The sequence below is a fragment of the Aeribacillus sp. FSL K6-8210 genome (genome assembly GCF_037963925.1).
In the GTDB taxonomy this organism is placed as follows: domain Bacteria; phylum Bacillota; class Bacilli; order Bacillales; family Aeribacillaceae; genus Aeribacillus; species Aeribacillus composti.
Genome location: NZ_CP150172.1, coordinates 3595312 through 3621605, shown reverse-complemented (window position 1 = coordinate 3621605; position 26294 = coordinate 3595312). Strand labels below are relative to the sequence as shown.

The following is a 26294-nucleotide window of genomic DNA, read 5'->3' as shown; positions in this document are numbered from 1 at the left end:
TCCGAATATTCCAATAACCAAAGGAGGAAGGGAACGGATATGAGAACGATAGATTGGAAGGAAGTTGAGAAAAATATAGAAAACGGCCGATTTCCTCAATGGTTAGTTACAGATCCGGAAATATACGAACTAGAAAAAGAAAGAATTTTCGGCAGAACATGGCAGTTTCTGGCGCACGAATCGGAATTAAAAGAACCAGGAAGCTTTGTTACGAGGATGATGGTCGATGACCCGATTATTTTAGTGAAAAATAAAAATGGAGAAATCAACGCATTTTTGAACTCTTGTTCTCATAGGGGTGTTCGTTTGTGTACAGAAGATTATGGAAATAAAAAAGCATTTTCATGCCCTTATCATGGCTGGACTTATAATTTAAACGGTGAACTGATCGGGGTTGTTGCAGGGAATAAAGTATTTGGGGAATCGATGGATAAAAGCGAGTGGGGACTGCGCCCAGTTCCTCGTGTTGAAAGCTATCAAGGAATGATTTTTGGAAATCTTGATCCTGACGCTATGTCTTTAGAAGATTATTTAGGCGAAATGAAATGGTATTTTGATATAATGCTTGGCCGGAGCGACGGAGGGATGGAAGTGAGGGGAGTCCCTCAACGATGGGTGGCAAAAGCAAATTGGAAAATGACAAGTGAAAATTTCGCGGCAGATCCTTACCATGTTCAAACGACTCATAGATCCGCCGTGGAATTGAAGCTTACACCGAGCGATCCTTTGTATGCATCATATGGACATCAAGTTGTTTTGTCAAACGGACATGGAATTAATGTAATTACATCTGCTACTGGAAGATCGAATAACATATACCAAGGTATGCCTGAATCGATGTGGTCGATGTTTGAGAAAAATTTAAATAAAGAACAATTGGACATTTTTTCTAGAGTTCAAAATTTTGTTGGCGGAGTTTTTCCAAATCTATCATTCTTAAGCTCTTGCAGCGGAACAGAAGGAACAAAGTATAATCATCTTCAATTTAGAGTATGGCGGCCGTTAGGGCCCGATCAAGTTGAAATTTGGATTTGGTATATGATTGATAAGGCGCTGCCGGAAGATTATAAGGAAAAATCGTACAAAGGCTTTATTGCAACGTTTGGCGCGGCAGGTACTCTTGAACAGGATGATACGGAAAATTGGGCTCGCATTGTTGAGGCCAGCCAAGGGTTAATGGCAAGAGATCGAAATCTCAGCTACAACAATATGCTCAACTACTTAATGGGATTAGATCACTTAGATCCGGATGAGAATTTTCCGGGACCGGGAAAAGCGTACCCAACTTGCTATACAGATCATATTGCAAGAAGTATGCATAAATACTGGCTGGAGCTGATTACGAAAGAGCCAGAGGTGAAATCTCATGAATAGTGATATTCAATATGAAATTTCTCAATTTTTATATTATGAGGCCTATTTGCTTGACCACCGAAAATATCGGGAATGGCTTGAATTGCTTGATGATGATATTCAATACACGATGCCCCTGCGGGTAACTGTTGATAACAAAATGGGAAGCAATTTGAATACTGAAATGACTTATTTTGCAGATTCGAAAAAGGACATAGAGATAAAGGTCGAAAGACTTTATACGAAATCAGCCTGGGTCGAAAACCCGCCTACAAGGCAGAGGCATTTTATAAGCAATGTGGTCGTTGAGCCTGGCTTTAGCTCTAATGAATATAAGGTTAGAAGTTATTTTCTATTTAAGCGCAGCAGAAGTTCAGAAGCAAAAACCGAGGAATTGTTCGGAGAAAGAGAAGATATTATTCGGAAAGTGAATGGAAAATGGAAAATAGCAAAACGAACTGTGTATCCAGATCAGTCCGTATTATCTGTCATGAATGTCAGTATGTTTTTATAAAAAACGTGTATGTGCCAATATATTTTTTTTGCCCATTTCCCGAATTATCAACATATTTAGGCTGTTTGCTGCTTGATTTCTGTGCAGAAGAAAATGATTGGAAAGGATTTATGAAGCTTCTATATTTTCTGTAAAGGCGGAAATAGCTTAAAGGAAATGATAGATTTGCTGATATTCCAATCGTTTAGTTTATGATTCGAAATGTTTAACGGCTTTTTTTGCTTTGATTACAATTGGGCATAAATTTGCCAGCTTGCCATGTTTAGATGCATAAAACGCGAGAGAGTTATATTAGCTCCCTCGCGTCGGGCATTCATTCATGATGTACTAGACTTAAAAAATGAATGATCGTGTGTTCGTCTTCATGAAAGCTCATTTTATCATTTGCCTTCCAGCTGTTGTTTTATAACTTCCAGCGTCCAATATTTCGGCGGTTTTTCTGCTTCTAATTTTGTCAAGCATTCCCGGTGGATTTCGGCAACTCGTTCTGGTGTGATGACGTCAGCAGGATCCACTTCTATAATTTTTACTGTACTTTTATCTTCGTAAAGATGCTCTCCCTTAAGTCTCCCCGTTTCATCATACGGCCATAAAAATACTTGACGGCTTGAGTAATGATAAATTTTGTCCGGATCATCTACTTCAAATCCTAAATCAAGCAATCCTTGGCCTTTAATTAATTGGTGGAAAGTCAGTTCATCTGCAATTCCCCAATCAGCCACAGCCAGCAAGTCATCAGAATGCCAAAGTACTGATTTTGATGCAATATGATAGAAGTTGAGGACTCCTTCCTTTCCTTCAATAACAGCAGGCTCGCTTCCCCAAGTAACACGATAAACGGGGTGATCGACCATCATATCGGAAGAAACAATTTCATTGAACATGCCGGCGCCTTCCAGATGCACGTGTCGGCGGAAGTTTTCAAGAATCGCAATATGCAGTGGATTGGTTGTTTTAGCCAGCAATTCTTCAACGGGTTTCATGCAATTATAAATTTGTTCTTCAAATTTATTCATATTATTCTCCCCCTCTTTTTGTTAACGCTTACATTTTTAACAGAATCAATTCTGTTCATTACTGATATCTTATATAAAATTTCCTGAAAATTTATTAAATATTATGATAATTTTGATAAAAAATGCTAATAGTTTGTGGTGAGGGGGATGGAAATGGGGGAAGTTTTAGACTCCAACGAAATGATGAAATTTTTGCCTGAATCTGGGCAATCTTAAATACTTTGCGAAATCATTTAATTTCAGCTTTAGGTCTCGACAGAGCTAAAGGTTTTTTATTACGGTATGGCTGGAATTGCGGCAATAATTTTTCAAATCATTTAAGAAGGAAAGATGCTTATCATACGCTGACATTGAAAGAACTGTTTATCGCTTGTTCGCATATGCACGGCATAACGGCTGATTTAGGCATTTCAGTTAAAGAGCTGTATATCGACCCTGTAACAAAAGATTATTATTCAGAAGGCTATTGGAAGCATTCACAAGAAGCTGAACACCATATTGCAACCTTTGGATTATCTTCTGATCCAGTATGTTTTACACTAATAGGATTTGCAGGCGGATATGTGAGCAATCATTTGGGTAGAAAAGTAATTTTTAAAGAAGTTGAGTGTGAAGGAAAGGGTGATCCGCATTGTCATTGGATTGCCAAACCGGTTTTAGGATTGGGGAGAAGAAATCGAAAAAGAGCTGCCTTATTAGGAAAATTTAGGACAAGAGCTAGACAAAGCTTTTATAAGGATAGAAAAGCAGAAAGAAATGTTTAAGAAAGCTCTTATGATTAATGAAAAGTTGACAAATTCGCTATTAAACGGGTGTGGACTAAAGGGGATATTGAACACTTTAGCGGTTGAGATGAATTGTGCTCTTCTGCTGGAAAACTCTCACCGCCAGTTGATTGCAGCGAGCGATTCGCTTCGAAAAATTTATTTAAACAGCGCTGATTATGTGAGGGAGAAAGTGGAAACAGTAGATATAAAAGAAAAATGTAATACGAATCGGATAAAAGTTTCTTCAGCAAAAGGCTATACATTTGAAAAATTAATATCTCCTGTTTTTGTAAGAAACAATATTTTTGGTTATGTTTCACTAATTCGTGAATCAGAAGGCTTTTCGGAATTGGGCTATATCGTCATTAAAAAGGCGGCATCCATTTGTGCTATGCAAATAATAAATGAAACTTCTGCGTTTGAAAACGAACAGCGAATTAAAGGAGAATTGCTGAACGCCGTTTTTAGGGGGGAATTTTCAGAAGAAGAGCTTACTTACCGATTAAAATTAATGGGATACAATCTTAATCAACCGCAATATGTGTTTTTGTTTCATCTGGACAGCGGCCAAGAGTTTAATCGAAAAGAGCTTGAAGATTCGCTTAATCATTATAAAACTGCAGCAGCTGAAAACTTAAATAAATTGTTCAAGCAGCAAGGTTTTGCATGTATAATGACAACAAAAGTCAATCAGCTGATTGCTGTTATTCCTGAAGATTTTATCCGTCAATTTTCATCTGAAGTTTCATGCGGGCAATGGCTAATTGATCAGATTTTCTCCGAGATTAAAACTTTTGAAATGAAATTGGGGATCAGCAGTTTATGTCAGCAAGCATCAGATTTGAAAAAAGGATTAAAAGAAGCAGAAAAAACAATTAAGATTATGAAGTTTTCTAAAAGCAATGCGAAAGTCAAAGCATTTAAGGAGCTTTTAGCGGTTGCGAAGTTAATATGCTCTGAAAATTTACCGGAAATGGAAGCCTTTTCACATACAATGCTTCAAAAAATAAAAAACTACGATGACAAGCATGGCTCAGATTTATTAGAAACGCTTTTTTGGTATGTTGAAAATAACGGACATCTATATAAAACAACCGAAAGAATGCATGTTTCATTAGGGTCTGTTCGTTACCGACTGAAGAGGATGCAAGAAATTGGCGGGTTTGATTTATCGTCGAGCCAAGGCTTCTTTGATGTTCATGCTGCGGTCAATATTTATTTCTTAGGGCTCATTGAAGTCAAAATGAAATAAAGCGCAAGTTTTATAATCATGACAATTTGTCCAATAAACTTAACTCCCTCTTGCACGCTCAGGCTGCTTCAGAGGATTTTCATCAGAAAATACAATCCATTCAGGAAATTTGCAAAAATGATTATCCGATTTTTTAAGTGAACGCTATTTTAAAAATTTTACAATGGGTTTATTGTGCTAGGAACGTTTTTTTCTACACGGTGGAGAAAATAAACCCCAATACTTTTTAAATGGGGGAATTTACCCCCTTCTTCCGCAAATTTCTTCAATAAATTACAAATCTTTACATTATTCGTAAGAGTATGGTACTATTAATACTACTAAAACTCGTAAAAAATGGGGTTACTGAAAAATGAATAAAATGAATATTCTATCTATTAAAATAGAAAATGAACGAGCATATATGATTTCATTGGCTGAGAAATATGGATATACATCTGAGGTTGTGTTAAAAATCAGCCAGGAACTTGATAAGCTGATTCATCAATACCAAATCGAGCTCTTAAAAAAAACGAAGTGAACTTGGCAGTATTGATAAAATTATCTCCCATCTTGAATCAAAATGGTATCTACCTTTCAGCTTTCAAATTGGGCAATCGTAAGAATGGCAGCTCTTTTGATTTTCCGACACATATTTTAGATTCCCGGAGTATACCGCTGTTCTTGTTCTATGAGCCCCAAGATAGAATATGAAAACATCATCTTTTCGTTTGTCAATTGGCTGTTTTTACAAAGTTTCACCACTGCTTTTTTATTTGTAAAGGTTAAATCACGGCGCAGGAAGAAGGTTTAGAAGATGGATAAACAGGCCGTCAGGGAAAAAATATGGACTCAGCTTGAAAAAGAGAAGCTTGGACGCTTTCCGTTTCCGCTGAAAAATAGAATTCCAAATTTCAAAGGAGCTGAACAAGCTGCAAAAATTGTTGCTTCGATGCCTGAATATAAATCGGCAAACGTCGTAAAGGTGAACCCTGATGCTCCGCAGCTTCCAATTCGGACGAAAGTGCTAATTGATGGAAAGATTCTTCTTATGCCAACTCCAAGATTAAAATCCGGTTTTATCATGGTGAAGCCTGAATGGGTGCCAAAAGGAGAAGAGAGAAAAGCCGCCAGCTTGAAACATATGAATACGTTCGGAAAGGAAATCTCTCTCGATCAGCTGCCAACTATTGATTTCATCGTGGTTGGATCGGTTGCAGTCCATAGGGACGGGCGCAGAATTGGAAAAGGCGAAGGATATGCTGATCGCGAATATGCCATTATTCGGGAGCTTGGGCAGCCTTCTGTTCCTGTCGTCACGACTGTTCATAGCATTCAGCTGGTAGAAGACGATTTTCCTATTGATCCGTATGATTTGACGGTTGATTGGATTGCTACAGAAAAAGAATTGATCAAAACGAACACTCCTTATTCAAAGCCGGAAGGAATCATTTGGGAACAAGTAAGTGAAGAAGAGAAAGAACAAATGCCTGTTTTAAAAGAAATTTGGGCAATGCTATACAAGCGTTCTTAACAATCATTCCCTTGCATTTACTTTATTTAGCAAGACGTCATCCCATTTATTTAGAAGCAGGAAAACTAGGAATACTCCGCGTAAAGTTTGTGAAAATTCTAAATTTTATATCCTGCTTCTTTTCTCAGAAGAAAACGTAACAATGTACAATAAATTTTAAACAGTTTGAAAACGAATCGTTTTTTTCTGCTATTAGGCAATTGTATAATAGAGTTAGAAGTGCAGATATGATGATTGGGAGGCCTATAAATGCAAGGGGAGACGATGCATCCAAAATTAGAAAAAATTGTCGAAAATGTTGAAAAAGTTATTGTAGGAAAGAGTGAACTGGTCATTTTAAGTTTGTCGGCATTGCTTGCTGGAGGGCATGTGCTTCTCGAAGATGTACCCGGAGTTGGAAAAACGATGATGGTGAAGGCATTGGCAAAGTCTGTTGGGGCTGATTTTAAAAGAATTCAGTTTACACCTGATTTACTGCCTTCAGACGTTACTGGAGTATCGATATATAATCCGAAAACGATTGAATTTGAATACCGACCAGGACCGATTATGGCTAATATTATTTTGGCCGATGAAATAAATCGAAGCTCACCAAAGACCCAATCCGCCTTGCTTGAAGGCATGGAGGAAGGGAGTGTCACCATTGATGGCGTGACAATGCCGCTTGAAAAACCTTTTTTCGTTATGGCGACACAAAATCCGGTTGAGTATGAAGGAACTTATCCGTTGCCGGAGGCTCAATTGGATCGATTTTTGCTAAAACTGAAAATGGGCTATCCTTCCGTTACAGAAGAAGTAGAAGTGTTGACAAGAGCTGAAAAAGGACAGCCGCTTGATGAACTAACGTCAGTCATCACCAAAGACGAATTAACGACACTTCAGGAAGAAATCAAACAAGTATATGTAGATGATACGATTAAACATTATATTGTAGACATCGTAAATAAGACGCGGAACCATGATTCCGTCTATTTAGGAGTCAGTCCCCGTGGTTCTGTTGCGCTTATGAAGGCATCTCAGGCGTATGCGTTTATTCATGCCCGAGATTATGTGATCCCCGATGATGTTCAATATTTATCCGTGCATGTCCTGCCCCATCGCATTATTTTGACATCTGAAGCGCGTTATGAAGGGAGAACAGCTGAACAAATCATTGAAGATATTCTTGCCGAAATCCCTGTGCCTGTAGTGAGGTCGCTGTGAAATCAATGAAAAGCTTGCTAAAAGGCACACGGCTGGCGTGGAACCTTGCTTTTTTAATATTGCTCGTGGCGGCTTCCTTTGCATATGCCATGTTTCAAGGAGGATTTGTCAGCTGGTTTTTATTGTATTCATTGCTGCCGTTTGTTGTTTATTCTGTTGCGTTGGCTCTCTATCCGCTGAAGAAGCTGCGAGTTCGGCGCAAATTAAATAAAACGGAATTTCAAGCAGGCGAACCGCTTGTTTGTACTATCGAAATTGAACAGCCGTTTCCCTTCCCTTTTTTCTTTGGAATCGTTGAGGATGTCCTTCCTGAAAAGCTGAAAAATTCGGGATCAGCGAAGATTGTATTGTTTCCTTGGTGGAAAAAACGTTTTTCATTCCAATATTCGTTATCTAATCTTCCGAGGGGATCCCATCATTTTGAAACAGTGCGATTTAAAACAGGAGATTTGTTTGGAATCATTGAAAGAGAAGGCATTTATTCGGCAAAAAATCACATTGTGGTCTATCCGCCATTTTTTGAGTTTCAGTACCGTCCCCAACAACTTTCACTTGAAAAGGATGCAGGTTTTGCCAGAACACGATATATAAAAGATGTTTCGATCGTTGCTGGGGTAAGGGAATATGAACCGGGAGATAAATTATCGTGGATAGACTGGAAGGCGACAGCGAGACGCCATTCGATCATGACAAAGGAATTTGAGCAGCTGAATAGCCAACAAATTGTTTGTTTCATCGATCGAACAAAGTCATCGTCATTTGAAGAGCTTATCTCATTTACAGCTTCGTTCTCTAAAGCAGTGCTCAAAAACGGTTCCAAGCTCGGGGTAGTTTCGGTTGGGAAAACGAAGAAAGTTTTTCCTATATCAAATCATGAGCATCATTGGAAGCATATCCTGTATCATTTGGCAGTGGCGGATTGCGATGGTGAGGACGAGTTTATCAACCAGCTTTTAGAGGAATTGAACAAATGGGGACAGCATTCATTTATCATGATTATGACAAGTCATTTACACCCTTCCTTGATTGACAAGCTTCTAGCGTTTCCGAAGCCGCGTCATGTCACCATTTGGCATGTGACAAAAGCGGTTGAAAAGCCGAGAAGAGATCAAGAACTAATAGATAAATTGCGGCGGCATTCGATAACTGTCCGCACTGTTGACGCCGGCATGTTCCGAGATGCAGCGCAAAGGGTGGGAAGCCGATAATGAAACAGCAAATCGTTAACTTTTGTTTATATTTGCTATCGTTTATTTTGCTGTGGGAATGGCTGCGGCCGCTTGAATATTCGACTGATTCTATCTATACCGTTATTTTCGTTATATTTATCGGAATTTCTCTCTTTTTTACTTTTATGCAGCTAAAATGGTATATCTCGTATCCAGTTAAATTATGTTATATTTTCTTTTTTATTCATCAGCTGTTTTACAACGGCTCTGTCTTTGAAATAGGATGGATATTAGAATTTATTCATGATCTTCGCTATAACTTAAACTTGATCACCGAAAGGTATTTCGGCGGAATGACTCCTCCATTCCGGACGTTTCTTTTCTTTGTATTATTGTGGCTGCTTGTCTATTTATTAAACTATTGGATTATTCAGAGAAAAAGAATTTTATTATTTTTAATTTTAACTATTACGTATGTGGCAGTATTAGATACGTTTTCGCCATATGATGCAACTTATGCGATTATACGGTTAGCGGTGGTTGGATTTTTCCTTTTAGGTCTTCTTTATTTTGAAAGGATGATTTTTTCGGAGAAAATTCCGTTTAGGTCTATTTTGTATTGGAAATGGATTGTGCCGCTTTTGGCAATGATTGTTGTTTCCGCTGCGATCGGGTGGCTCGCTCCGAAAGCGGCCCCCCAATGGCCAGACCCTTTACCGTATTTTTCGAAGTATAAACAGGACGGAGAAGGGGAGCATTTGTCAAATTCGGTTGTCAAAAAAATCGGTTATGGTACCAATGATGAGCAATTGGGCGGTCCGTTCATTCCAAACGATGCACCTGCTTTTCGGGCGTATGTAGAAAGACAGCATTATTGGCGAGTTGAAACAAAAGATGTTTATACAGGAAAAGGCTGGATGACAAGCGACAGACAATTTTCCATTGCAAATGGATTTATCGGTCCGTATTTAAACTTGACGAGTAGTCAGGTTCAAACGGAACAGCTTGTTTCGACTGTAGAAATTGAGCGCGAATATCCATATCAGCATATTATTTATCCGCTTGGATTGCAGGAAATTTCCAGTGATGCTGATCAATACCGCATCGATCATGTTACGGAGAATATATTCCCAATGTTTAATGAATCGGGGGAACGGCTTTCCAGTTATTCTTTGAAATATTCTTATCCCTTGTTTGAAATTGAAAAATTGCAGGCTGTTCACTCGAATGAAGGTGCTCCAAAAGAATTGGTTGAACGATATACGCAGCTTCCCGCAAGCCTTCCGGAACGCGTGAAAAATCTCGCTGTGGAGATTACAAAAGATAAAAACAACTTTTATGATAAAGCCAAGGCGGTTGAACAGTATTTTTTGAAAGAACCGTTTGTATATGAAACGAATGATGTGGCTGTCCCGGAATTGGATGAAGATTATGTCGATCAGTTTTTATTTGAAACGAAGAAAGGATATTGCGACAATTTTTCGACATCTATGGTTGTTCTTCTTCGGTCTGTCGGAATTCCGGCGCGCTGGGTAAAGGGATATACCCCTGGGCAGTTTGTGGAAACGACAAGCGAAGGATTGGAAGTGTATGAAGTAACTAGCAACAATGCCCATTCGTGGGTAGAGGTTTATTTTTCTGGAATTGGCTGGGTCCCTTTTGAACCGACGATCGGTTTTTCCAATCCGCAGGAATTTGCACATCAATCAAATGAAAATCAACAAGATTCATCCGCTGCCGAACAAGAACAAAGTCAGCCGCTTGAGGAAGAAAGTCAAGAACAAATCGATACGGATGATGCTAAGCAGCCAAAGGAATTCCCTTTTTCGCTATCACCAGCTGTTATTGTCTCCATCGGTTTCATCTTGTTTATAGCGGCATGTGTGTTAATACTTTTCAAAACGAGAAATAAATGGATGACCAGTTGGATGACTAGCTTCTATAAATGGAATCATGATGAGAAAGATTTTTTGAAAGCATACAGGCTTTTGCTTAAATCTCTGGAAAGATGTGGCTACAAACGGGAAAACGGGCAAACGTTAAGGGAATATGCAAAACAGATTGATCAAATGTTTGGAACAAATAGTATGTCGCAATTAACTTACATTTATGAGCGGGCGCTGTATCGGGGCGATGATCCAAGCAAGGAATGGGAGCAATCGAAAGAATTATGGGAAGATTTAATCAAAAAAACAACTTCTTGACCGGGTCTTGATCACTTGGTATGATAAGAAAAAATTCATAGCGGGAAGCTCCTTCGTATATCCTCGATAATATGGTTCGAGAGTCTCTACCGGGTTACCGTAAATAACCCGACTATGAAGGCAGAAGTTAGTAGATGTACTAGAATTCTGCCTTTTTTCGGTAGAATTCTATTTTTTTGAAGTCAGATGTGAAACAATATATTGATCCATCAAAATAATGAGGTGAACACGTTGGAGAACATCCAAGACATGATCTTAGTGTTAGATTTCGGCAGCCAATACAATCAATTAATTACGCGCAGAATTCGCGAATTCGGTGTTTACAGCGAGCTTCATCCGCATACGCTGTCGATAGAAGATATCAAAAAAATGAATCCGAAAGGAATTATTTTGTCAGGGGGTCCAAACAGCGTATATGACGAAAAGTCTTTTCGCTGCGACGAGCGGATTTTTGAACTCGGGGTTCCAGTGCTCGGAATTTGCTATGGCATGCAATTAATGACCTATTTGCTCGGGGGAAAAGTGGAGAAGGCGAAGCACCGGGAATATGGGAAAGCAGCTTTACAAGTAAAGGAAAAATCGCCGTTGTTTGAAGGCCTGCCTGATGATCAAATCGTTTGGATGAGTCACGGGGATCTTGTGGCCGATATTCCGAACGGCTTTAAAGTAGACGCCGTTAGCCCATCATGTCCATTTGCTGCTATCAGCAATGATGAGCGGAACATGTACGGGGTTCAATTTCATCCCGAAGTGCGCCATACGGAATTTGGAAACGACCTATTGAAAAATTTCGTTTTCCATATTTGCGGGTGCGCGAAATCGTGGACGATGGAAAACTTTATTGAAATGCAAATAGAGAACATCCGCAAAACTGTCGGAAATAAGAAAGTGCTGTGCGCGCTAAGCGGCGGGGTGGACTCATCTGTTGTAGCCGTTTTAATCCATAAAGCGATCGGCAAGCAATTAACATGCATTTTTGTTGACCATGGACTCCTTCGCAAAGGGGAAGCGGAAAGCGTCATGAAGACGTTTAGCGAAGGGTTTAACATGAATGTCATTAAAGTAGATGCAAAAGACCGCTTTTTAGAAAAATTGAAGGGTGTTACTGACCCGGAAAAGAAAAGAAAAATCATCGGCAACGAGTTTATCTATGTTTTTGATGATGAAGCGGCAAAATTGGAGGGCATTGAGTTTCTTGCTCAAGGAACACTTTATACAGACATTATCGAAAGCGGTACGCAGACGGCGCAAACGATCAAATCGCATCACAATGTCGGCGGACTTCCGGAGGATATGAAATTTCAACTGATTGAACCATTGAATACACTCTTTAAAGACGAAGTTCGCGCACTTGGAACAGAGCTTGGTATTCCAGATGAAATCGTTTGGCGGCAGCCGTTCCCGGGACCAGGATTAGCCATTCGGGTTTTAGGAGAAGTAACGGAAGAAAAGCTAGAGATTGTTCGGGAATCCGATGCTATTTTACGAGAAGAAATTAAAAAAGCCGGATTAGAGCGGGACATTTGGCAATATTTCACCGTTTTGCCTAACATCCGCAGCGTAGGTGTGATGGGCGATGCCCGCACGTACGATCATACAATTGGAATCCGTGCTGTCACTTCAATTGACGGCATGACTTCAGATTGGGCTCGTATTCCGTGGGAAGTGCTGGAAGTGATCTCTACGCGGATTGTCAATGAAGTGCCGCACGTGAACCGAGTTGTCTACGATATTACAAGCAAGCCGCCGGCAACAATTGAATGGGAATAAATCTGACCAACTTGTATAAATCGGAATTATCATTTTTATATAATAAATATAAACATTCTCGTATAATTTCGGGAATATGGCCCGAAAGTTTCTACCAAGCTACCGTAAATAGCTTGACTACGAGGTGTTGACGGTTCGATGGCTGAAGGAGGAGAGGATCCTTTTCCTTTCTCACATTGGGCTTTCAGCAACCTCATGGTCAAGCGCATCCTTGGAATGGAGCGCTTATTTTTTTGCTTAAAGTTTTTTATACAGCCAATTGTAGGAGGACTTTATAATGAAAAAATATTTTCAATTTGATGAACTTGGCACTAATTACCGCAGGGAAATTATTGGCGGAATTACAACATTTCTTTCAATGGCCTATATTTTGTTTGTCAATCCAGCAACGCTTTCATTAAGCTCTGTTGCTGATTTTCCCAATGAATTGAGAATGGATCAAGGAGCTGTCTTCACTGCGACCGCGTTGGCTGCAGCCATCGGGACGCTCATCATGGGTATTGTGGCACGGTATCCGGTAGCTCTTGCTCCCGGTATGGGATTGAACGCGTTCTTTGCTTTTACTGTCGTTTTGACGTACGGCATCCCTTGGCAAACAGCCCTTTCAGGTGTTCTTGTTTCAGGTCTCTTTCTTGTCTTGCTGACGCTTAGCGGATTGCGGGAAAAAATTATTGATTCCATTCCGCCGGAGCTGAAGCATGCAGTCGGTGCGGGAATCGGATTGTTTATCACATTTATCGGTTTTCAAAATGCAGGCATAATTGTTAATGATGACGCTGTTCTTGTCGGCTTGGGAGACTTGCGGAATGGAAATACTCTTCTATCTATTTTTGGATTAACTATTACGATTATTTTAATGGTTCGGCAAGTGAAAGGCGGCGTGTTTTACGGCATGGTGATTACGGCCGTTGTCGGAATGATTTTTGGCCTTGTTCCAAAACCGGATAAAATTATTGGGGAAATTCCGAGCTTGGCTCCGACGTTTGGAGTAGCTTTAGGACATTTAGGAGATATTTTTTCTTTACAAATGCTTGTCGTAATCTTAACGTTTATGTTTGTTGACTTTTTTGATACGGCAGGAACGCTGGTTGCGGTTGCCAATCAAGCAGGGTTATTGAAAAACAATAAACTTCCGCGAATCGGCAGAGCTTTAGTATCTGATTCAATGGGAACAGTTGTCGGAGCGATTTTAGGAACATCTTCAACCACTTCTTATGTAGAATCATCAGCAGGGGTTGCGGCAGGCGCGCGGACAGGTTTTGCTTCCATTATAACGGCAGGATGTTTCCTATTAGCTTTATTTTTCTCGCCGCTATTGAGCGTTATTACATCTTCTGTTACGGCTCCAGCGCTCATTATTGTCGGAGTTTTAATGGTATCATCTTTAGGGCATATAAAATGGGATCAGTTTGAAATTGCTGTTCCGGCGTTTTTAATCTTGATTACAATGCCATTAACGTACAGCATCGCAACCGGTATTGCTATCGGCTTTATTTTCTACCCGATCACGATGATTCTAAAAGGAAGAGGAAAAGAGATTCATCCGATTTTGTATGGTTTATCGATTGTATTTCTGCTTTATTTCATCTTTCTTGTCAATTAATAAGAAGTCGAAGGGTCAGACTGAAATGCTGTCTGATCCTTTTCTTTTGTTTTAGAAGGAAGTGAAAACGTCACAGATCATGATCAAGGTTCATCAAAACCCGAACATTCGGTGTTTAAAGAAAAATAATGTTCGATTTTATCGTTGACATAATGATTTTTCATTGTTAAGATGGAGTCGAAAACAGCATATGAAAACTAAAACCTCATATAATCTTGGGAATATGGCCCAAAAGTTTCTACCCAACAACCGTAAATTGTTGGACTATGAGGGAAAGTAATCGGCAAGATTTTTCAACTGAGCATACATATTACTTATGCCCGGTTTGTGTTACTTTCCCTTATTGATAGGGAAAATGCAGAAGCGGGCTTTTTTTATGCCTTTCAATTATTGTCAAGATTTTTAACGAAGGTGGCAACCTATTATTAAAAATAAAGAGGGGAGCATCGCCATGAATCCTGTCGTTGGAGTGATAATGGGAAGCACTTCAGATTGGGAAACGATGAAGCATGCCTGTGAAATATTAGATGAGCTGAATATTCCTTATGAAAAAAAGGTTGTTTCTGCCCACCGCACACCTGATTGGATGTTTCAATATGCAAGCACTGCCAGGGATCGCGGAATTCAAGTAATCATTGCAGGCGCAGGCGGAGCAGCACACTTGCCGGGAATGGTTGCAGCGAAAACAACTCTCCCTGTCATCGGAGTTCCGGTTAAAACAAACGCGTTAAACGGACTGGATTCGCTGCTCTCGATCGTGCAAATGCCCGGCGGCGTGCCTGTTGCAACAGTGGCGATAGGAAAAGCGGGCGCAGTGAACGCTGGTCTGTTAGCGGCGCAAATTTTGTCGATCAATGATGCTGATGTTCAGCAAAAGCTTGAACAACGGCGAGAAAATATGAGAAAAAACGTCATGGAAAGCAGTGATCAGCTTGTATAAAAAACTTTTGCCTCAAAGTACAATTGGAATCATTGGAGGCGGTCAACTAGGCAAATTTATGGCTATCGCTGCCAAAAATATGGGATATCGTGTGGCGGTGCTTGATCCAACACCGAATTCTCCATGCGGCCAAGTGAGCGACATTGAAATCACAGCCCGTTACGATGATTTGGATGCAATCAAAGAGCTTGCGAAGGTGAGCGATTGTATAACGTATGAATTTGAAAATATTGATTACGAGGCGTTAACTTGGCTTGAGAAAAACGCCTACTTGCCTCAAGGAAGCAGACTGCTCGCCATTACACAAGATCGCCAGACGGAAAAGGAAGCTGTGGCGAACGCTGGTGTGAAAGTTGCGCCGTATGAAGTCGTTGAATCAGAAGATGATTTTTATCAAGCCGTATCCAACATAGGCATCCCGAGTGTTTTAAAGACATGCCGCGGAGGATATGATGGGAAAGGCCAATTTGTACTAAAGCAAGAAGAAGATATAGAAGAAGCAAAAGCTTTGTTGAAGAACGGACGCTGTGTATTGGAAAAATGGATCGCGTTCGACAAAGAAATTTCGGTTATTGTCACTAGAAGCGTGACAGGTGAAGTCAGCACATTGCCTGTTGCCGAAAACATTCATGTTAACAATATTTTGCACGAAAGCATTGTACCTGCAAGAATTTCTGATTCGTTGAAGGAACAGGCGGAGGAAACAGCAAAAACATTGGCGGCGAAGCTTGGGCTGATTGGAACGCTGGCAGTTGAAATGTTTGTGGCAAACGATGAAATTTATATAAATGAGCTCGCCCCCCGGCCTCATAATTCAGGTCATTATTCATTAAATTTATGTGAAACATCGCAGTTTGAACAGCATATTCGCGCGATTTGCGGATTGCCTCTCGGAAACACGAAGCTCATTCATCAAGGAATTATGGTGAATATACTGGGCCAGCATCTAGAGCCTGTGTTGAAAAACGAAGAGCTGCTGAAAAAAGGGAAATTATTTTTATATGGAAAAGCGGAGGCAAAAATCAACAGAAAAATGGGACATATTACGTTCTTCAGTGATGAAATTGAGGAACTATTGACATATATCGAATCCACTCAAATTTGGAATGTTTGACAAGCTATTCATAAACAAGACGGAGAGATCAATAGGAGGTTGCAGGAATGATTGAACGATACACACGTCCTGAAATGGGTGCGATTTGGACGGAAGAAAACCGCTTTAAAGCTTGGCTTGAAGTGGAGATTTTAGCATGTGAAGCGTGGGCGGAGCTTGGTGTGATCCCGAATGAAGATGTAAAAAAACTGCGTGAACGTGCTTCATTTGATGTGAACCGAATTAAGCAAATTGAAGAGGAAACAAGGCACGACGTAGTGGCGTTTACCCGTGCTGTATCAGAAACGCTTGGCGACGAACGAAAATGGGTGCATTACGGATTGACCTCCACTGATGTCGTGGATACCGCTTTATCTTATTTGCTAAAGCAAGCGAACGAAATTTTACAAAAAGACTTGGAAAATTTCATCGCTATTTTAAGAGATAAAGCGTTGGAGCATAAATACACCGTCATGATGGGGCGTACGCACGGGGTGCATGCAGAACCGACAACGTTTGGTTTGAAATTGGCGCTATGGTATGAAGAAATGAAGCGAAATCTAGAGCGGTTTAAACGCGCAAGAGAAGAGATTGAAGTCGGCAAAATTTCCGGAGCAGTCGGCACTTATGCCAACATCGATCCGTTTGTGGAGCAGTATGTGTGTGAAAAACTCGGTTTAAAGCCGGCGCCGATTTCGACGCAAACATTGCAGCGTGATCGACATGCCGAGTACATGGCTACGCTTGCTTTAATTGCTACATCGATTGAAAAGTTTGCAGTTGAGATTCGCGGCTTGCAAAAGAGCGAAACCCGCGAGGTGGAAGAGTTTTTTGCCAAAGGACAGAAAGGTTCATCTGCGATGCCGCATAAGCGCAATCCGATCGGATCGGAAAACATGACAGGAATGGCAAGGGTCATTCGCGGAATGATGCTGACGGCTTACGAAAATGTTCCATTGTGGCATGAGCGCGACATCTCTCATTCTTCGGCAGAGCGCATCATTTTGCCAGATGCTACGATCGCGTTGAACTACATGTTAAATCGATTTGGCAATATTGTGAAAAACTTGACGGTCTTCCCGGAAAATATGAAGCGCAATATGGAGAAAACGCTGGGATTGATCTACTCACAGCGGGTTTTGCTTGCGCTAATCAATAAAGGTATGACACGTGAAGAAGCATACGATTTAGTTCAGCCGAAAGCGATGGAAGCGTGGGAGCGCCAAGTTCCGTTTAGAGAGCTGATCGAAGCGGAAAAACAAATTACAACAGAGCTTTCGAAAGAAGAAATCGATGACTGCTTCGATTACAATTACCATTTGAAAAATGTGGATTACATTTTTAAACGCTGCGGGTTAGAACAATAGATGTCCAAATGGGGCTCGGCAAATCGAAAAACTGCCCTGCCCCTTGACATAAAATGAAAGGCCAATATTCCGCATTAGGAGGCATGATCATGACCGTTCAAAAGGGCTCATTGCTGTACGAAGGAAAAGCGAAAAAAATTTATGAAACAGACGATCCCAACATTTTTCTTGTTTATTATAAAGATTCCGCTACCGCGTTTAATGGGGAGAAAAAAGCTGAGATTGTAGGCAAAGGACAGCTAAACAATGAAATTTCAAGTTTGCTGTTTGAAAAGTTAAATGAACACGGCATTCCGACCCATTTTGTTCAAAAAATTTCGTCAAATGAACAGCTTGTCAAACGGGTGACAATCATTCCGATTGAAGTAGTTGTACGTAATATTGTGGCAGGAAGCTTGTCCAAAAGATTGGGCATTGCCGAAGGAACTGAGATTAAAAAGCCGATCATTGAGTTCTACTATAAAAATGATGACCTGGGAGACCCTTTAATTAACAGTTTCCATATTGAACTACTAGAGCTTGCGGATAAAGAGCAGCTGGATGAAATAAAAACATTAGCTTTCAAAGTAAACGATATTTTATTGAAGCATTTTCATGAAAGAAACGTGAGACTAGTAGATTTTAAGCTTGAATTTGGCTTGCTAAACGACGGAACGCTTGTTGTTGCAGATGAAATTTCCCCTGATACGTGCCGACTTTGGGACAAACATACAAATGAAAAGCTTGATAAAGATGTGTTCCGCCGGGATATCGGCAATTTGACGGATGCTTATAAAGAAATTTTAAAACGTTTAGGAGGTACAGTTCCATGTACAGAGTAAAAGTATATGTTACATTGCGTGAAAGTGTGCTTGATCCTCAAGGAAATGCGGTGAAAAATGCTTTACATTCAATGAATTTCAACGAAGTGGAAGATGTTCGGATCGGGAAGTACATGGAGCTAGCAATCGGAAAAACGGATCGAAATGTCGAAGAGATTGTCGACGAAATGTGTAAAAAGCTTTTAGCAAATCCTGTGATTGAAGACTACCGTTATGAAATAGAGGAGGTAGCCGTCAAGTGAAATTTGCCGTGATCGTTTTTCCGGGTTCCAATTGTGACGTTGACATGTACCATGCCATTAAAGACGAACTGGGAGAGGAAGTCGAATACGTTTGGCATGACGCTCAAGATTTAAGTGGCTTCGATGGCATTCTCCTTCCTGGCGGCTTCTCATACGGCGATTATTTGCGCAGCGGAGCCATTGCCCGTTTTGCCAATGTTATGAAGGAAGTTGTGAAAGCTGCAGATGAAGGGAAGCCTGTACTTGGCGTTTGCAATGGGTTTCAGATTTTGCTTGAGGCTGGTCTTCTTCCGGGTGCCATGAGACGGAACGAGAAGCTGAAATTTATTTGCCGCCCTGTGAAATTAAAGGTGGAAAACAACGAAACGATGTTTTCGAACAAATATGATAAGGGCGAGATTATCACCATTCCGATCGCACATGGGGAAGGAAATTATTATTGTGATGAAAAAACTCTTGAAGAGTTAATCGCAAACAAGCAAATTGTTTTTACGTATCAAGATAATCCGAACGGAAGCTTAAATAACATTGCAGGCATCGTAAATAAACGCGGCAATGTCCTTGGAATGATGCCGCATCCGGAACGGGCAGTCAGCGAACTTTTAGGAAATACAGACGGGTTGAAATTGTTTCAATCGATTGTAAGAAGTTGGAGGGAAGCTCATGTCACAAATTCTTGAACCAAGTCCAGAAATGATAAAAAACGACAAAATTTATAAGCAAATGGGAGTTAGTGATGAGGAGTTTGCCCTCATTGAAAAAATATTAGGACGATTGCCGAATTACACGGAAATTGGAATTTTTTCTGTTATGTGGTCAGAGCATTGCAGCTACAAAAATTCAAAACCAGTATTAAAAAAGTTTCCAACAAAAGGAGAACGTGTGCTGCAAGGACCTGGTGAAGGAGCAGGGATTGTTGATATCGGCGACAATCAAGCCGTCGTCTTTAAAATAGAAAGCCATAACCACCCTTCTGCAATCGAACCGTATCAAGGTGCAGCAACAGGAGTCGGAGGCATTATTCGCGATGTTTTCTCGATGGGAGCCAGACCAATCGCTCTCCTTAACTCTCTTCGCTTTGGGGAACTTACAAGCCCGCGTGTCAAATATTTGTTTGAAGAAGTTGTCGCTGGCATTGCCGGATACGGTAACTGTATCGGAATTCCAACCGTTGGAGGAGAAGTGCAGTTTGACGCTTCCTATGAAGGAAATCCGCTGGTCAATGCGATGTGTGTCGGACTCATAAACCATGAAGATATCAAAAAAGGGCAAGCAACTGGTGTCGGCAATACAGTGATGTACGTCGGAGCCAAAACCGGAAGAGACGGCATTCACGGAGCTACATTTGCTTCCGAAGAATTGTCGGAAGCTTCCGAAGAAAAGCGTCCGGCTGTTCAAGTTGGAGATCCTTTCATGGAAAAACTGCTTTTGGAAGCTTGCCTTGAAGTAATCAAATCTGATGCACTTGTCGGCATTCAAGATATGGGAGCAGCGGGGCTTACAAGCTCATCGGCAGAAATGGCGAGCAAGGCGGGCTCAGGAATTGAAATGAACTTGGATCTTGTTCCTCAGCGGGAAGCAGGAATGACTCCTTATGAGATGATGTTATCCGAATCGCAAGAAAGAATGCTTCTCGTAATTAAAAAAGGGCGGGAGCAGGAAATCATTGATCTGTTTAAAAAATATGATCTGGAGGCTGCACCGATTGGGAAAGTTACAGATGACAAGATGCTGCGCCTTATTCATAAAGGAGAAATCGTTGCGGAAATTCCTGTTGATGCGCTTGCGGAAGATGCGCCTGTTTACTATAAACCGTCTAAAGAACCAGAATATTATCGCCAGTTTCAAAGCATGCCGCCCTATGTTCCAAAAGTTGACGATTACAAAGAAACGCTTCTTGCATTGCTGAAACAGCCAACGATAGCCAGCAAGGAGTGGGTATATGACCAATACGATTATATGGTGCGGACGAACACTGTCGTGGCGCCCGGTTCTGATGCGGCTGTCCTAAGAATCAGAGGGACGAAAAAAGCTTTGGCGATGACAACCGATTGCAACTCACGCTATTTATATTTAGATCCAGAAGTCGGCGGAAAAATTGCAGTTAGTGAAGCAGCAAGAAACATCGTATGTTCAGGAGCGGTGCCGCTCGCTATTACAGACTGTTTAAACTTCGGCAGTCCGGAAAAACCGGAGATTTTTTGGCAGCTTGAAAAAGCGGTGGACGGCATGAGCGAAGCGTGCTTAGCTTTAAATACACCTGTCATTGGCGGAAATGTTTCCTTGTACAATGAAACGAACGGAACAGCTATTTATCCAACTCCGGTTGTCGGGATGGTCGGACTTATTGAAGATACAGATCATATTACAACGCAATCATTTAAAGAGGCGGGCAGCATCGTTTATTTGCTCGGTGAGACAAAACCAGAATTTTCTGGAAGTGAATTGCAAAAAATGCTTGAAGGCAAGATCTTTGGCAAAGCGCCGGAAATTGACTTGGAAGAAGAGAAGCAACGTTTAGATCAGCTGTTAGCTGCCATTCGAGAAGGGCTTGTCCAGTCGGCTCATGACGTTGCCGAAGGAGGCCTGGCCGTTGCGCTAAGTGAATGCTTAATCGGAACGGGTCTTGGAGCGGAAATAACGATCAACGGTGATGCATTGGCAGGGCTGTTCAGCGAATCCCAGTCCCGCATCGTCGTTTCCGTAAAACCGGAAAACAAAGAGGCGTTTGAAAAGATTGTTCAAGCTGAAGCTATCGGAACGGTCACAAACAGCGGAATTCTTAAAATTGTCAACGGCAATGGAGAAACATTGATTCAAGCATCAGTGGAAGAGTTAGAACAAGCTTGGAAAGGAGCTATCCCATGCTTGCTGAAATAAAGGGGCTAAATGAAGAATGCGGTGTATTCGGCATATGGGGTCATAGGGACGCTGCTCAAATCACTTATTACGGTCTGCACAGCCTTCAGCATCGCGGACAAGAGGGGGCAGGGATTGTCGTAACAGACGGCGAAAAACTGACAGGGTTTAAAGGGGAAGGACTTGTTACAGAAGTGTTTGCCAATGGGGTAGACAACTTAAAAGGAACAGGAGCTATTGGCCATGTTCGCTATGCGACGGCTGGAGGAGGCGGTTATGAAAACGTCCAGCCGTTCCTTTTTCGATCGGAGCAAGGCGGTCTCGCATTAGCTCACAACGGAAATTTAGTGAATGCTTCCGGATTGAAGCATCAGCTTGAAAATCAAGGAAGCATCTTTCAAACAACGTCAGATACAGAAGTTCTTGCTCATTTAATTAAAAGAAGCGGCTATTTAGAGCTAAAAGATAAAGTGAAAAACGCGCTTACGATGATTAAAGGGGCATACGCCTTTTTAATCATGACGGAAACAGAGATGATGATTGCCCTTGATCCGAACGGACTCCGTCCTTTATCTATCGGACGTCTCGGTGATGCATATGTTGTCGCTTCGGAAACCTGCGCTTTTGATGCTGTTGGAGCTCAGCTAGAAAGGGACGTTGAGCCTGGCGAGCTTATCATCATCAATGGTGAAGGACTGAAAAGCGAACGTTTTTCCAAAACGATTAACCGTGCGATTTGTACGATGGAATACGTTTATTTTTCACGCCCTGACAGCAATGTGGAAGGAATAAATGTTCATACTGCAAGAAAAAATCTTGGCAAACGGCTTGCGATAGAAGCGCCTGTAGAGGCGGACGTAGTGACTGGAGTTCCGGATTCCAGCATATCTGCGGCGATCGGCTATGCCGAGGCATCCGGTATACCGTACGAGCTCGGTTTAATTAAAAACCGATATGTCGGCCGTACGTTTATTCAGCCGTCCCAATCATTGCGAGAGCAAGGAGTGAAAATGAAGCTTTCCCCTGTCCGCGGGGTAGTGGAAGGCAAACGGGTTGTCATGGTGGATGACTCAATCGTAAGAGGAACGACATCGAAGCGTATTGTCAAGATGCTGCGGGAAGCAGGGGCAACGGAAGTGCATGTCCGCATCAGTTCACCGCCGATTGCCAACCCTTGCTATTACGGTATTGACACCTCCACTCATGAGGAGCTGATCGCTTCTTCTCATACTGTAGAAGAAATTCGCAGCATCATTGGCGCCGATAGTCTTGCTTTCTTAAGCACAGAAGGGATGCTGGATGCGATCGGAAGGAAATATGAAGGTGAATTTCGCGGGCAATGTATGGCATGTTTTACAGGAAAATATCCGACAGACATTTATGAAGATACGATTCTTCCTCATGAGAAAGGCTAATATGACAGACCGAAGGAGGATAATTCATGTCCAAAGCGTATAGAGAAGCAGGTGTGGACATTCATGCGGGCTATGAAGCAGTTCGCCGCATGAAAAAGCATGTGGAAAAAACGAAGCGTCCCGGTGTTTTAGGAGGGATCGGCAGTTTTGGCGGAATGTTTGATCTGGCAAGCTTAGGATATAAGGAGCCGGTGCTTGTTTCTGGAACAGACGGAGTGGGAACGAAGCTGAAGCTTGCCTTTATGGCGGATAAACACGATACGATTGGAATAGACGCTGTGGCTATGTGTGTAAACGACATTTTGGCACAAGGTGCGGAGCCGCTTTTTTTCCTGGACTATTTGGGGCTCGGGAAAGCAGACCCTGAAAAAATTGAAAAAATTGTTAAAGGTGTTGCCGATGGCTGCCTGCAGGCGGGTTGTGCGCTCATCGGTGGAGAAACAGCGGAAATGCCCGGCGTATATGATGAAGATGAATACGACATTGCCGGCTTTGCTGTCGGTGTTGTCGAGAAAGAAAACATTGTCACAGGCGAACGGATCAAGCCTGGGCACTTTCTCATCGGCCTTTCATCAAACGGCATCCATTCAAACGGTTATTCACTCGTTCGCAAAGTGCTTTTGGAAGAAAATAAGCTTGATTTACATGAAATATACGAGCCTCTAACCGAAACGCTCGGAGAAGAATTGCTAAAGCCGACAAAAATTTATGTTTCTTCTGTCCTGCCGCTTGTGAAAGCATATAAAGTTGACGGCATGGCCCATATTACCGGAGGAGGGTTTATTGAAAACATCCCGAGAATGCTTCCGGAAGGGCTTGGAGCAGAAATCGATTTCGGTTCATGGCCGATTCATCCGATTTTTACCTTTATTCAACAGCAAGGAAATATCGATTTGTCTGAAATGTTTGAAGTGTTCAATATGGGAATCGGCTTTGTTCTGGCGGTCGAAGAAGATGTTGTTCAGCAGTGCCTCAATAAGCTTGAAAAGCTGGGAGAAAAGGCTTTTCTCATCGGCCGGGTAAAAGAAGGAAGCGGAATTCGGCTGAAAGGAGGGCCTTTTTCATGAAGCGGATCGCGGTGTTTGCATCCGGGAGCGGCTCTAATTTCCAAGCGATTGTAGACCATGTAAAGAGCGGGAAGCTAAAAGCAAATGTGATGCTTTTAGTCTGTGATAAACCCGGTGCTAAAGTAGTGGAGCGGGCAGAAAAGGAGCAGATTCCTGCTTTTGTTTTTGATCCGAAGCAATATGAGTCGAAGGAACAGTTTGAAGAAGATATTTTACAGCAATTGAGGCACTATCAAGTGGACTTTATCGTGCTGGCCGGCTACATGCGTTTAATCGGCCACACTCTTCTTGACGCTTTTGCGGGGAGAATTGTGAATATACATCCTTCCTTGCTTCCTGCATTTCCGGGAAAACATGCAATTGAACAAGCGCTCCGTGCCGGCGTAAAAATTACGGGTGTCACCATCCATTATGTTGATGAAGGAATGGATACAGGCCCGATCATCGCTCAGCGTGCGGTTGAAATCAGCGAAGATGATGATGCTAATACACTTGCAGAGAAAATCCATAAAATCGAGCATTCATTTTATCCTGAAACAATAGGAAAAATTTTAGAAAAATTAGAGGTGAAAGCATGACAATCAGACGGGCAATTGTCAGTGTATCTAATAAAGCAAACATCATTCCGTTTGTGCAAGAGCTTGTCAATCTTGGGATCGAAGTAATCTCCACTGGCGGAACGAAAAAGCTTCTTGAGGAAAATGGAATAGATGTCATTGGAATTCAGGAAGTAACCGGTTTTCCGGAAATTATGGACGGAAGAGTTAAAACGCTGCATCCTGTTATTCACGGGGGGCTGCTAGCGGTTCGCAGCAATGATATCCATATGAAGCAGATGGAGGAAAACGGTATTCAACCGATTGACTTAGTCGTTGTGAATTTATATCCGTTTAAAGAGACAATTGCCAAAGATGGCGTGACTTTTGAGGAAGCGATCGAGAACATTGACATCGGCGGGCCGACGATGCTTCGGGCTGCTGCAAAAAATCACCAAGATGTAGTGGTTGTCGTTGATCCTGAAGATTATCCCGTCATTTTAGCCGAACTGAAAGAGAACGGAGAAGTAAGCATAGAAACAAAACGGAAGTTGGCTGCCAAAGTATTCCGTCATACTGCTGCATACGATGCACTGATTGCGGAATATTTAACAGAGCAGGCAGGAGAAGAAGAGCCTGAATCGATTACTGTGACATTTGAAAGGAAGCAATCCCTTCGTTATGGGGAAAATCCTCACCAACAGGCAACGTTCTATAAAAAGCCGATCACGCCTCCATCATCTATTGCCGAAGCCATCCAGCTCCATGGAAAGGAATTGTCGTATAACAACATTAAAGATGCGGATGCGGCACTTAGCATTGTCAAAGAATTTGATGGACCGGCAGCGGTCGCTGTTAAGCATATGAATCCGTGCGGCGTCGGCGCAGGTGAAACCATTTTTGAAGCTTATAATCGGGCATATGAGGCGGACCCGACTTCAATTTTCGGCGGCATTGTTGCACTGAATCGTGAAGTTGATCAGAAAACGGCTGAAAAAATGAGCGAAATTTTTTTAGAAATTATCATTGCCCCTTCGTTTAGCCAAGAAGCTCTTGAAATATTAACGAAAAAGAAAAATATTCGATTGTTAACGATCGACTTTTCGAAAAAATTCCAACCGGAGAAGCAGCTGACATCTGTTTACGGCGGCCTTCTTGTTCAAGATCAAGATATTTATACGCTCGATGACGCGAACATTTCAATCCCAACAAAAAGACAGCCGACTGAACAAGAATGGAAGGACTTAAAGCTTGGCTGGAAAGTCGTGAAGCACGTCAAGTCAAATGCGATTGTTTTGGCAAAAGATGAAATGACCGTTGGTGTTGGTGCAGGCCAAATGAACCGGGTTGGTGCTGCAAAAATTGCGATTGCACAGGCTGGCGAGAAAGCGAAAGGCAGTGCACTTGCATCAGATGCGTTCTTCCCAATGCCTGACACCGTTGAAGAAGCAGCGAAAGCAGGGGTTACAGCAATCATACAACCAGGCGGATCCATTCGCGATGAAGATTCGATAAAAAAAGCGGATGAATACGGAATTGCAATGGTCTTTACTGGAGTCCGTCATTTCAAACATTAAGAAAGGGGATGAC

General features: G+C 41.7%; 24 protein-coding genes and 3 riboswitches. Of the genes, 23 read left to right on the top strand and 1 reads right to left on the bottom strand.

Features of this window, described 5'->3' with window-relative positions; genetic code table 11:
• Positions 1-39: 39 nt before the first annotated feature.
• Complete coding sequence (locus NSQ41_RS17495; protein ID WP_094244350.1) at positions 40-1374, top strand: aromatic ring-hydroxylating dioxygenase subunit alpha; 1335 nt, start codon at positions 40-42, stop codon at positions 1372-1374.
• Positions 1367-1867, top strand: a complete 501-nt coding sequence (locus tag NSQ41_RS17490) for a 3-phenylpropionate/cinnamic acid dioxygenase subunit beta (protein WP_063388839.1) — start codon at positions 1367-1369, stop codon at positions 1865-1867. The genes NSQ41_RS17495 and NSQ41_RS17490 overlap by 8 nt, the downstream gene beginning before the upstream one ends.
• A gap of 380 nt (positions 1868-2247) precedes the next feature.
• Here the strand turns inward: NSQ41_RS17490 and NSQ41_RS17485 are convergent, their stop codons facing one another.
• Positions 2248-2883, bottom strand: a complete 636-nt coding sequence (locus NSQ41_RS17485; protein WP_339197757.1) for a hypothetical protein — start codon at positions 2881-2883, stop codon at positions 2248-2250.
• 221 nt (positions 2884-3104) lie between these two features.
• Here NSQ41_RS17485 and NSQ41_RS17480 point away from each other — a divergent pair, with 221 nt between their 5' ends.
• From NSQ41_RS17480 to purH, 21 genes are all read left to right on the top strand, one after another.
• A complete protein-coding gene (locus tag NSQ41_RS17480) occupies positions 3105-3647 on the top strand; it encodes a V4R domain-containing protein (RefSeq protein WP_117017178.1) in 543 nt (180 codons plus the stop codon).
• The gene (locus NSQ41_RS17475; protein ID WP_339210502.1) at positions 3640-4902 is read left to right on the top strand and encodes a helix-turn-helix domain-containing protein; all 1263 of its coding nucleotides are present in this window, start codon (positions 3640-3642) and stop codon (positions 4900-4902) included. The genes NSQ41_RS17480 and NSQ41_RS17475 overlap by 8 nt, the downstream gene beginning before the upstream one ends.
• A gap of 352 nt (positions 4903-5254) precedes the next feature.
• Positions 5255-5422: an aspartyl-phosphate phosphatase Spo0E family protein gene (locus tag NSQ41_RS17470; protein WP_082829641.1), complete on the top strand. Its 168-nt coding sequence runs from the start codon at positions 5255-5257 to the stop codon at positions 5420-5422.
• Positions 5423-5698: 276 nt separating this feature from the next.
• The gene (locus NSQ41_RS17465; protein ID WP_339210499.1) at positions 5699-6415 is read left to right on the top strand and encodes a 5-formyltetrahydrofolate cyclo-ligase; all 717 of its coding nucleotides are present in this window, start codon (positions 5699-5701) and stop codon (positions 6413-6415) included.
• Between the two features lie 249 nt (positions 6416-6664).
• Complete coding sequence (locus NSQ41_RS17460) at positions 6665-7618, top strand: MoxR family ATPase (RefSeq protein ID WP_339210497.1); 954 nt, start codon at positions 6665-6667, stop codon at positions 7616-7618.
• A gap of 5 nt (positions 7619-7623) precedes the next feature.
• Entirely contained in the window at positions 7624-8826 is a 1203-nt protein-coding gene (locus tag NSQ41_RS17455) for a DUF58 domain-containing protein (RefSeq protein WP_339211652.1), read from the top strand.
• Positions 8826-10991, top strand: a complete 2166-nt coding sequence (locus NSQ41_RS17450) for a DUF4129 domain-containing transglutaminase family protein (protein ID WP_339210495.1) — start codon at positions 8826-8828, stop codon at positions 10989-10991. The genes NSQ41_RS17455 and NSQ41_RS17450 overlap by 1 nt, the downstream gene beginning before the upstream one ends.
• A gap of 33 nt (positions 10992-11024) precedes the next feature.
• A riboswitch (purine riboswitch) is annotated at positions 11025-11126 on the top strand.
• Between the two features lie 114 nt (positions 11127-11240).
• Positions 11241-12761, top strand: coding sequence for a glutamine-hydrolyzing GMP synthase (guaA, locus tag NSQ41_RS17445; protein WP_066252101.1), 1521 nt, complete (start codon positions 11241-11243; stop codon positions 12759-12761).
• Between the two features lie 38 nt (positions 12762-12799).
• A riboswitch (purine riboswitch) is annotated at positions 12800-12901 on the top strand.
• Positions 12900-13061 (top strand): hypothetical protein, encoded by a 162-nt coding sequence (locus NSQ41_RS17440; protein WP_157727845.1) that lies wholly within the window; start codon positions 12900-12902, stop codon positions 13059-13061. Its footprint overlaps the riboswitch before it by 2 nt.
• The gene (locus NSQ41_RS17435; protein ID WP_339197745.1) at positions 13039-14364 is read left to right on the top strand and encodes an NCS2 family permease; all 1326 of its coding nucleotides are present in this window, start codon (positions 13039-13041) and stop codon (positions 14362-14364) included. Before NSQ41_RS17440 ends, NSQ41_RS17435 begins: the two co-directional genes overlap by 23 nt.
• A gap of 185 nt (positions 14365-14549) precedes the next feature.
• Positions 14550-14651: riboswitch (purine riboswitch) on the top strand.
• A gap of 164 nt (positions 14652-14815) precedes the next feature.
• Positions 14816-15304: a 5-(carboxyamino)imidazole ribonucleotide mutase gene (gene purE, locus NSQ41_RS17430; RefSeq protein ID WP_339210493.1), complete on the top strand. Its 489-nt coding sequence runs from the start codon at positions 14816-14818 to the stop codon at positions 15302-15304.
• Positions 15297-16418 carry a 5-(carboxyamino)imidazole ribonucleotide synthase gene (purK, locus tag NSQ41_RS17425; RefSeq protein ID WP_339210491.1) on the top strand — a complete coding sequence of 374 codons (1122 nt, stop codon included), beginning with the start codon at positions 15297-15299 and terminating at the stop codon, positions 16416-16418. Before purE ends, purK begins: the two co-directional genes overlap by 8 nt.
• Positions 16419-16465: 47 nt before the next feature.
• Positions 16466-17764: an adenylosuccinate lyase gene (gene purB / locus NSQ41_RS17420; protein WP_339197742.1), complete on the top strand. Its 1299-nt coding sequence runs from the start codon at positions 16466-16468 to the stop codon at positions 17762-17764.
• An 89-nt stretch (positions 17765-17853) separates the two neighbouring features.
• Entirely contained in the window at positions 17854-18585 is a 732-nt protein-coding gene (gene purC / locus NSQ41_RS17415) for a phosphoribosylaminoimidazolesuccinocarboxamide synthase (protein ID WP_063388827.1), read from the top strand.
• Positions 18573-18827, top strand: a complete 255-nt coding sequence (gene purS / locus NSQ41_RS17410) for a phosphoribosylformylglycinamidine synthase subunit PurS (protein WP_063388826.1) — start codon at positions 18573-18575, stop codon at positions 18825-18827. The genes purC and purS overlap by 13 nt, the downstream gene beginning before the upstream one ends.
• On the top strand, positions 18824-19507 hold the full coding sequence (gene purQ / locus NSQ41_RS17405) for a phosphoribosylformylglycinamidine synthase subunit PurQ (protein ID WP_063388825.1): 684 nt from the start codon (positions 18824-18826) through the stop codon (positions 19505-19507). The genes purS and purQ overlap by 4 nt, the downstream gene beginning before the upstream one ends.
• Positions 19491-21707, top strand: coding sequence for a phosphoribosylformylglycinamidine synthase subunit PurL (purL, locus tag NSQ41_RS17400; RefSeq protein WP_063388824.1), 2217 nt, complete (start codon positions 19491-19493; stop codon positions 21705-21707). The genes purQ and purL overlap by 17 nt, the downstream gene beginning before the upstream one ends.
• Positions 21692-23101 (top strand): amidophosphoribosyltransferase, encoded by a 1410-nt coding sequence (purF, locus tag NSQ41_RS17395; RefSeq protein ID WP_339210489.1) that lies wholly within the window; start codon positions 21692-21694, stop codon positions 23099-23101. The genes purL and purF overlap by 16 nt, the downstream gene beginning before the upstream one ends.
• Before the next feature lie 26 nt (positions 23102-23127).
• On the top strand, positions 23128-24168 hold the full coding sequence (purM, locus tag NSQ41_RS17390; RefSeq protein ID WP_339210487.1) for a phosphoribosylformylglycinamidine cyclo-ligase: 1041 nt from the start codon (positions 23128-23130) through the stop codon (positions 24166-24168).
• Positions 24165-24746: a phosphoribosylglycinamide formyltransferase gene (purN, locus tag NSQ41_RS17385; RefSeq protein WP_066252087.1), complete on the top strand. Its 582-nt coding sequence runs from the start codon at positions 24165-24167 to the stop codon at positions 24744-24746. The genes purM and purN overlap by 4 nt, the downstream gene beginning before the upstream one ends.
• Positions 24743-26281: a bifunctional phosphoribosylaminoimidazolecarboxamide formyltransferase/IMP cyclohydrolase gene (gene purH, locus NSQ41_RS17380; RefSeq protein ID WP_339210485.1), complete on the top strand. Its 1539-nt coding sequence runs from the start codon at positions 24743-24745 to the stop codon at positions 26279-26281. Before purN ends, purH begins: the two co-directional genes overlap by 4 nt.
• The last annotated feature ends 13 nt before the right edge of the window (positions 26282-26294 follow it).

Excerpts from the sequence above, each read along its gene's own strand:
- purE (WP_339210493.1), top strand. The coding sequence starts at position 14,816 with ATGAATCCTGTCGTTGGAGTGATAATGGGAAGCACTTCAGATTGGGAA.
- purL (WP_063388824.1), top strand. The coding sequence starts at position 19,491 with ATGTCACAAATTCTTGAACCAAGTCCAGAAATGATAAAAAACGACAAA.
- purF (WP_339210489.1), top strand. The coding sequence starts at position 21,692 with ATGCTTGCTGAAATAAAGGGGCTAAATGAAGAATGCGGTGTATTCGGC.
- purN (WP_066252087.1), top strand. The coding sequence starts at position 24,165 with ATGAAGCGGATCGCGGTGTTTGCATCCGGGAGCGGCTCTAATTTCCAA.
- purS (WP_063388826.1), top strand. The coding sequence starts at position 18,573 with ATGTACAGAGTAAAAGTATATGTTACATTGCGTGAAAGTGTGCTTGAT.
- NSQ41_RS17460 (WP_339210497.1), top strand. The coding sequence starts at position 6,665 with ATGCAAGGGGAGACGATGCATCCAAAATTAGAAAAAATTGTCGAAAAT.
- purH (WP_339210485.1), top strand. The coding sequence starts at position 24,743 with ATGACAATCAGACGGGCAATTGTCAGTGTATCTAATAAAGCAAACATC.
- NSQ41_RS17455 (WP_339211652.1), top strand. The coding sequence starts at position 7,624 with ATGAAAAGCTTGCTAAAAGGCACACGGCTGGCGTGGAACCTTGCTTTT.
- NSQ41_RS17470 (WP_082829641.1), top strand. The coding sequence starts at position 5,255 with ATGAATAAAATGAATATTCTATCTATTAAAATAGAAAATGAACGAGCA.
- NSQ41_RS17440 (WP_157727845.1), top strand. The coding sequence starts at position 12,900 with ATGGCTGAAGGAGGAGAGGATCCTTTTCCTTTCTCACATTGGGCTTTC.
- NSQ41_RS17435 (WP_339197745.1), top strand. The coding sequence starts at position 13,039 with ATGAAAAAATATTTTCAATTTGATGAACTTGGCACTAATTACCGCAGG.
- NSQ41_RS17490 (WP_063388839.1), top strand. The coding sequence starts at position 1,367 with ATGAATAGTGATATTCAATATGAAATTTCTCAATTTTTATATTATGAG.
- NSQ41_RS17465 (WP_339210499.1), top strand. The coding sequence starts at position 5,699 with ATGGATAAACAGGCCGTCAGGGAAAAAATATGGACTCAGCTTGAAAAA.
- NSQ41_RS17475 (WP_339210502.1), top strand. The coding sequence starts at position 3,640 with ATGTTTAAGAAAGCTCTTATGATTAATGAAAAGTTGACAAATTCGCTA.
- purB (WP_339197742.1), top strand. The coding sequence starts at position 16,466 with ATGATTGAACGATACACACGTCCTGAAATGGGTGCGATTTGGACGGAA.
- purC (WP_063388827.1), top strand. The coding sequence starts at position 17,854 with ATGACCGTTCAAAAGGGCTCATTGCTGTACGAAGGAAAAGCGAAAAAA.
- guaA (WP_066252101.1), top strand. The coding sequence starts at position 11,241 with ATGATCTTAGTGTTAGATTTCGGCAGCCAATACAATCAATTAATTACG.
- NSQ41_RS17495 (WP_094244350.1), top strand. The coding sequence starts at position 40 with ATGAGAACGATAGATTGGAAGGAAGTTGAGAAAAATATAGAAAACGGC.
- purM (WP_339210487.1), top strand. The coding sequence starts at position 23,128 with ATGTCCAAAGCGTATAGAGAAGCAGGTGTGGACATTCATGCGGGCTAT.
- NSQ41_RS17485 (WP_339197757.1), bottom strand. The coding sequence starts at position 2,883 with ATGAATAAATTTGAAGAACAAATTTATAATTGCATGAAACCCGTTGAA.
- NSQ41_RS17450 (WP_339210495.1), top strand. The coding sequence starts at position 8,826 with ATGAAACAGCAAATCGTTAACTTTTGTTTATATTTGCTATCGTTTATT.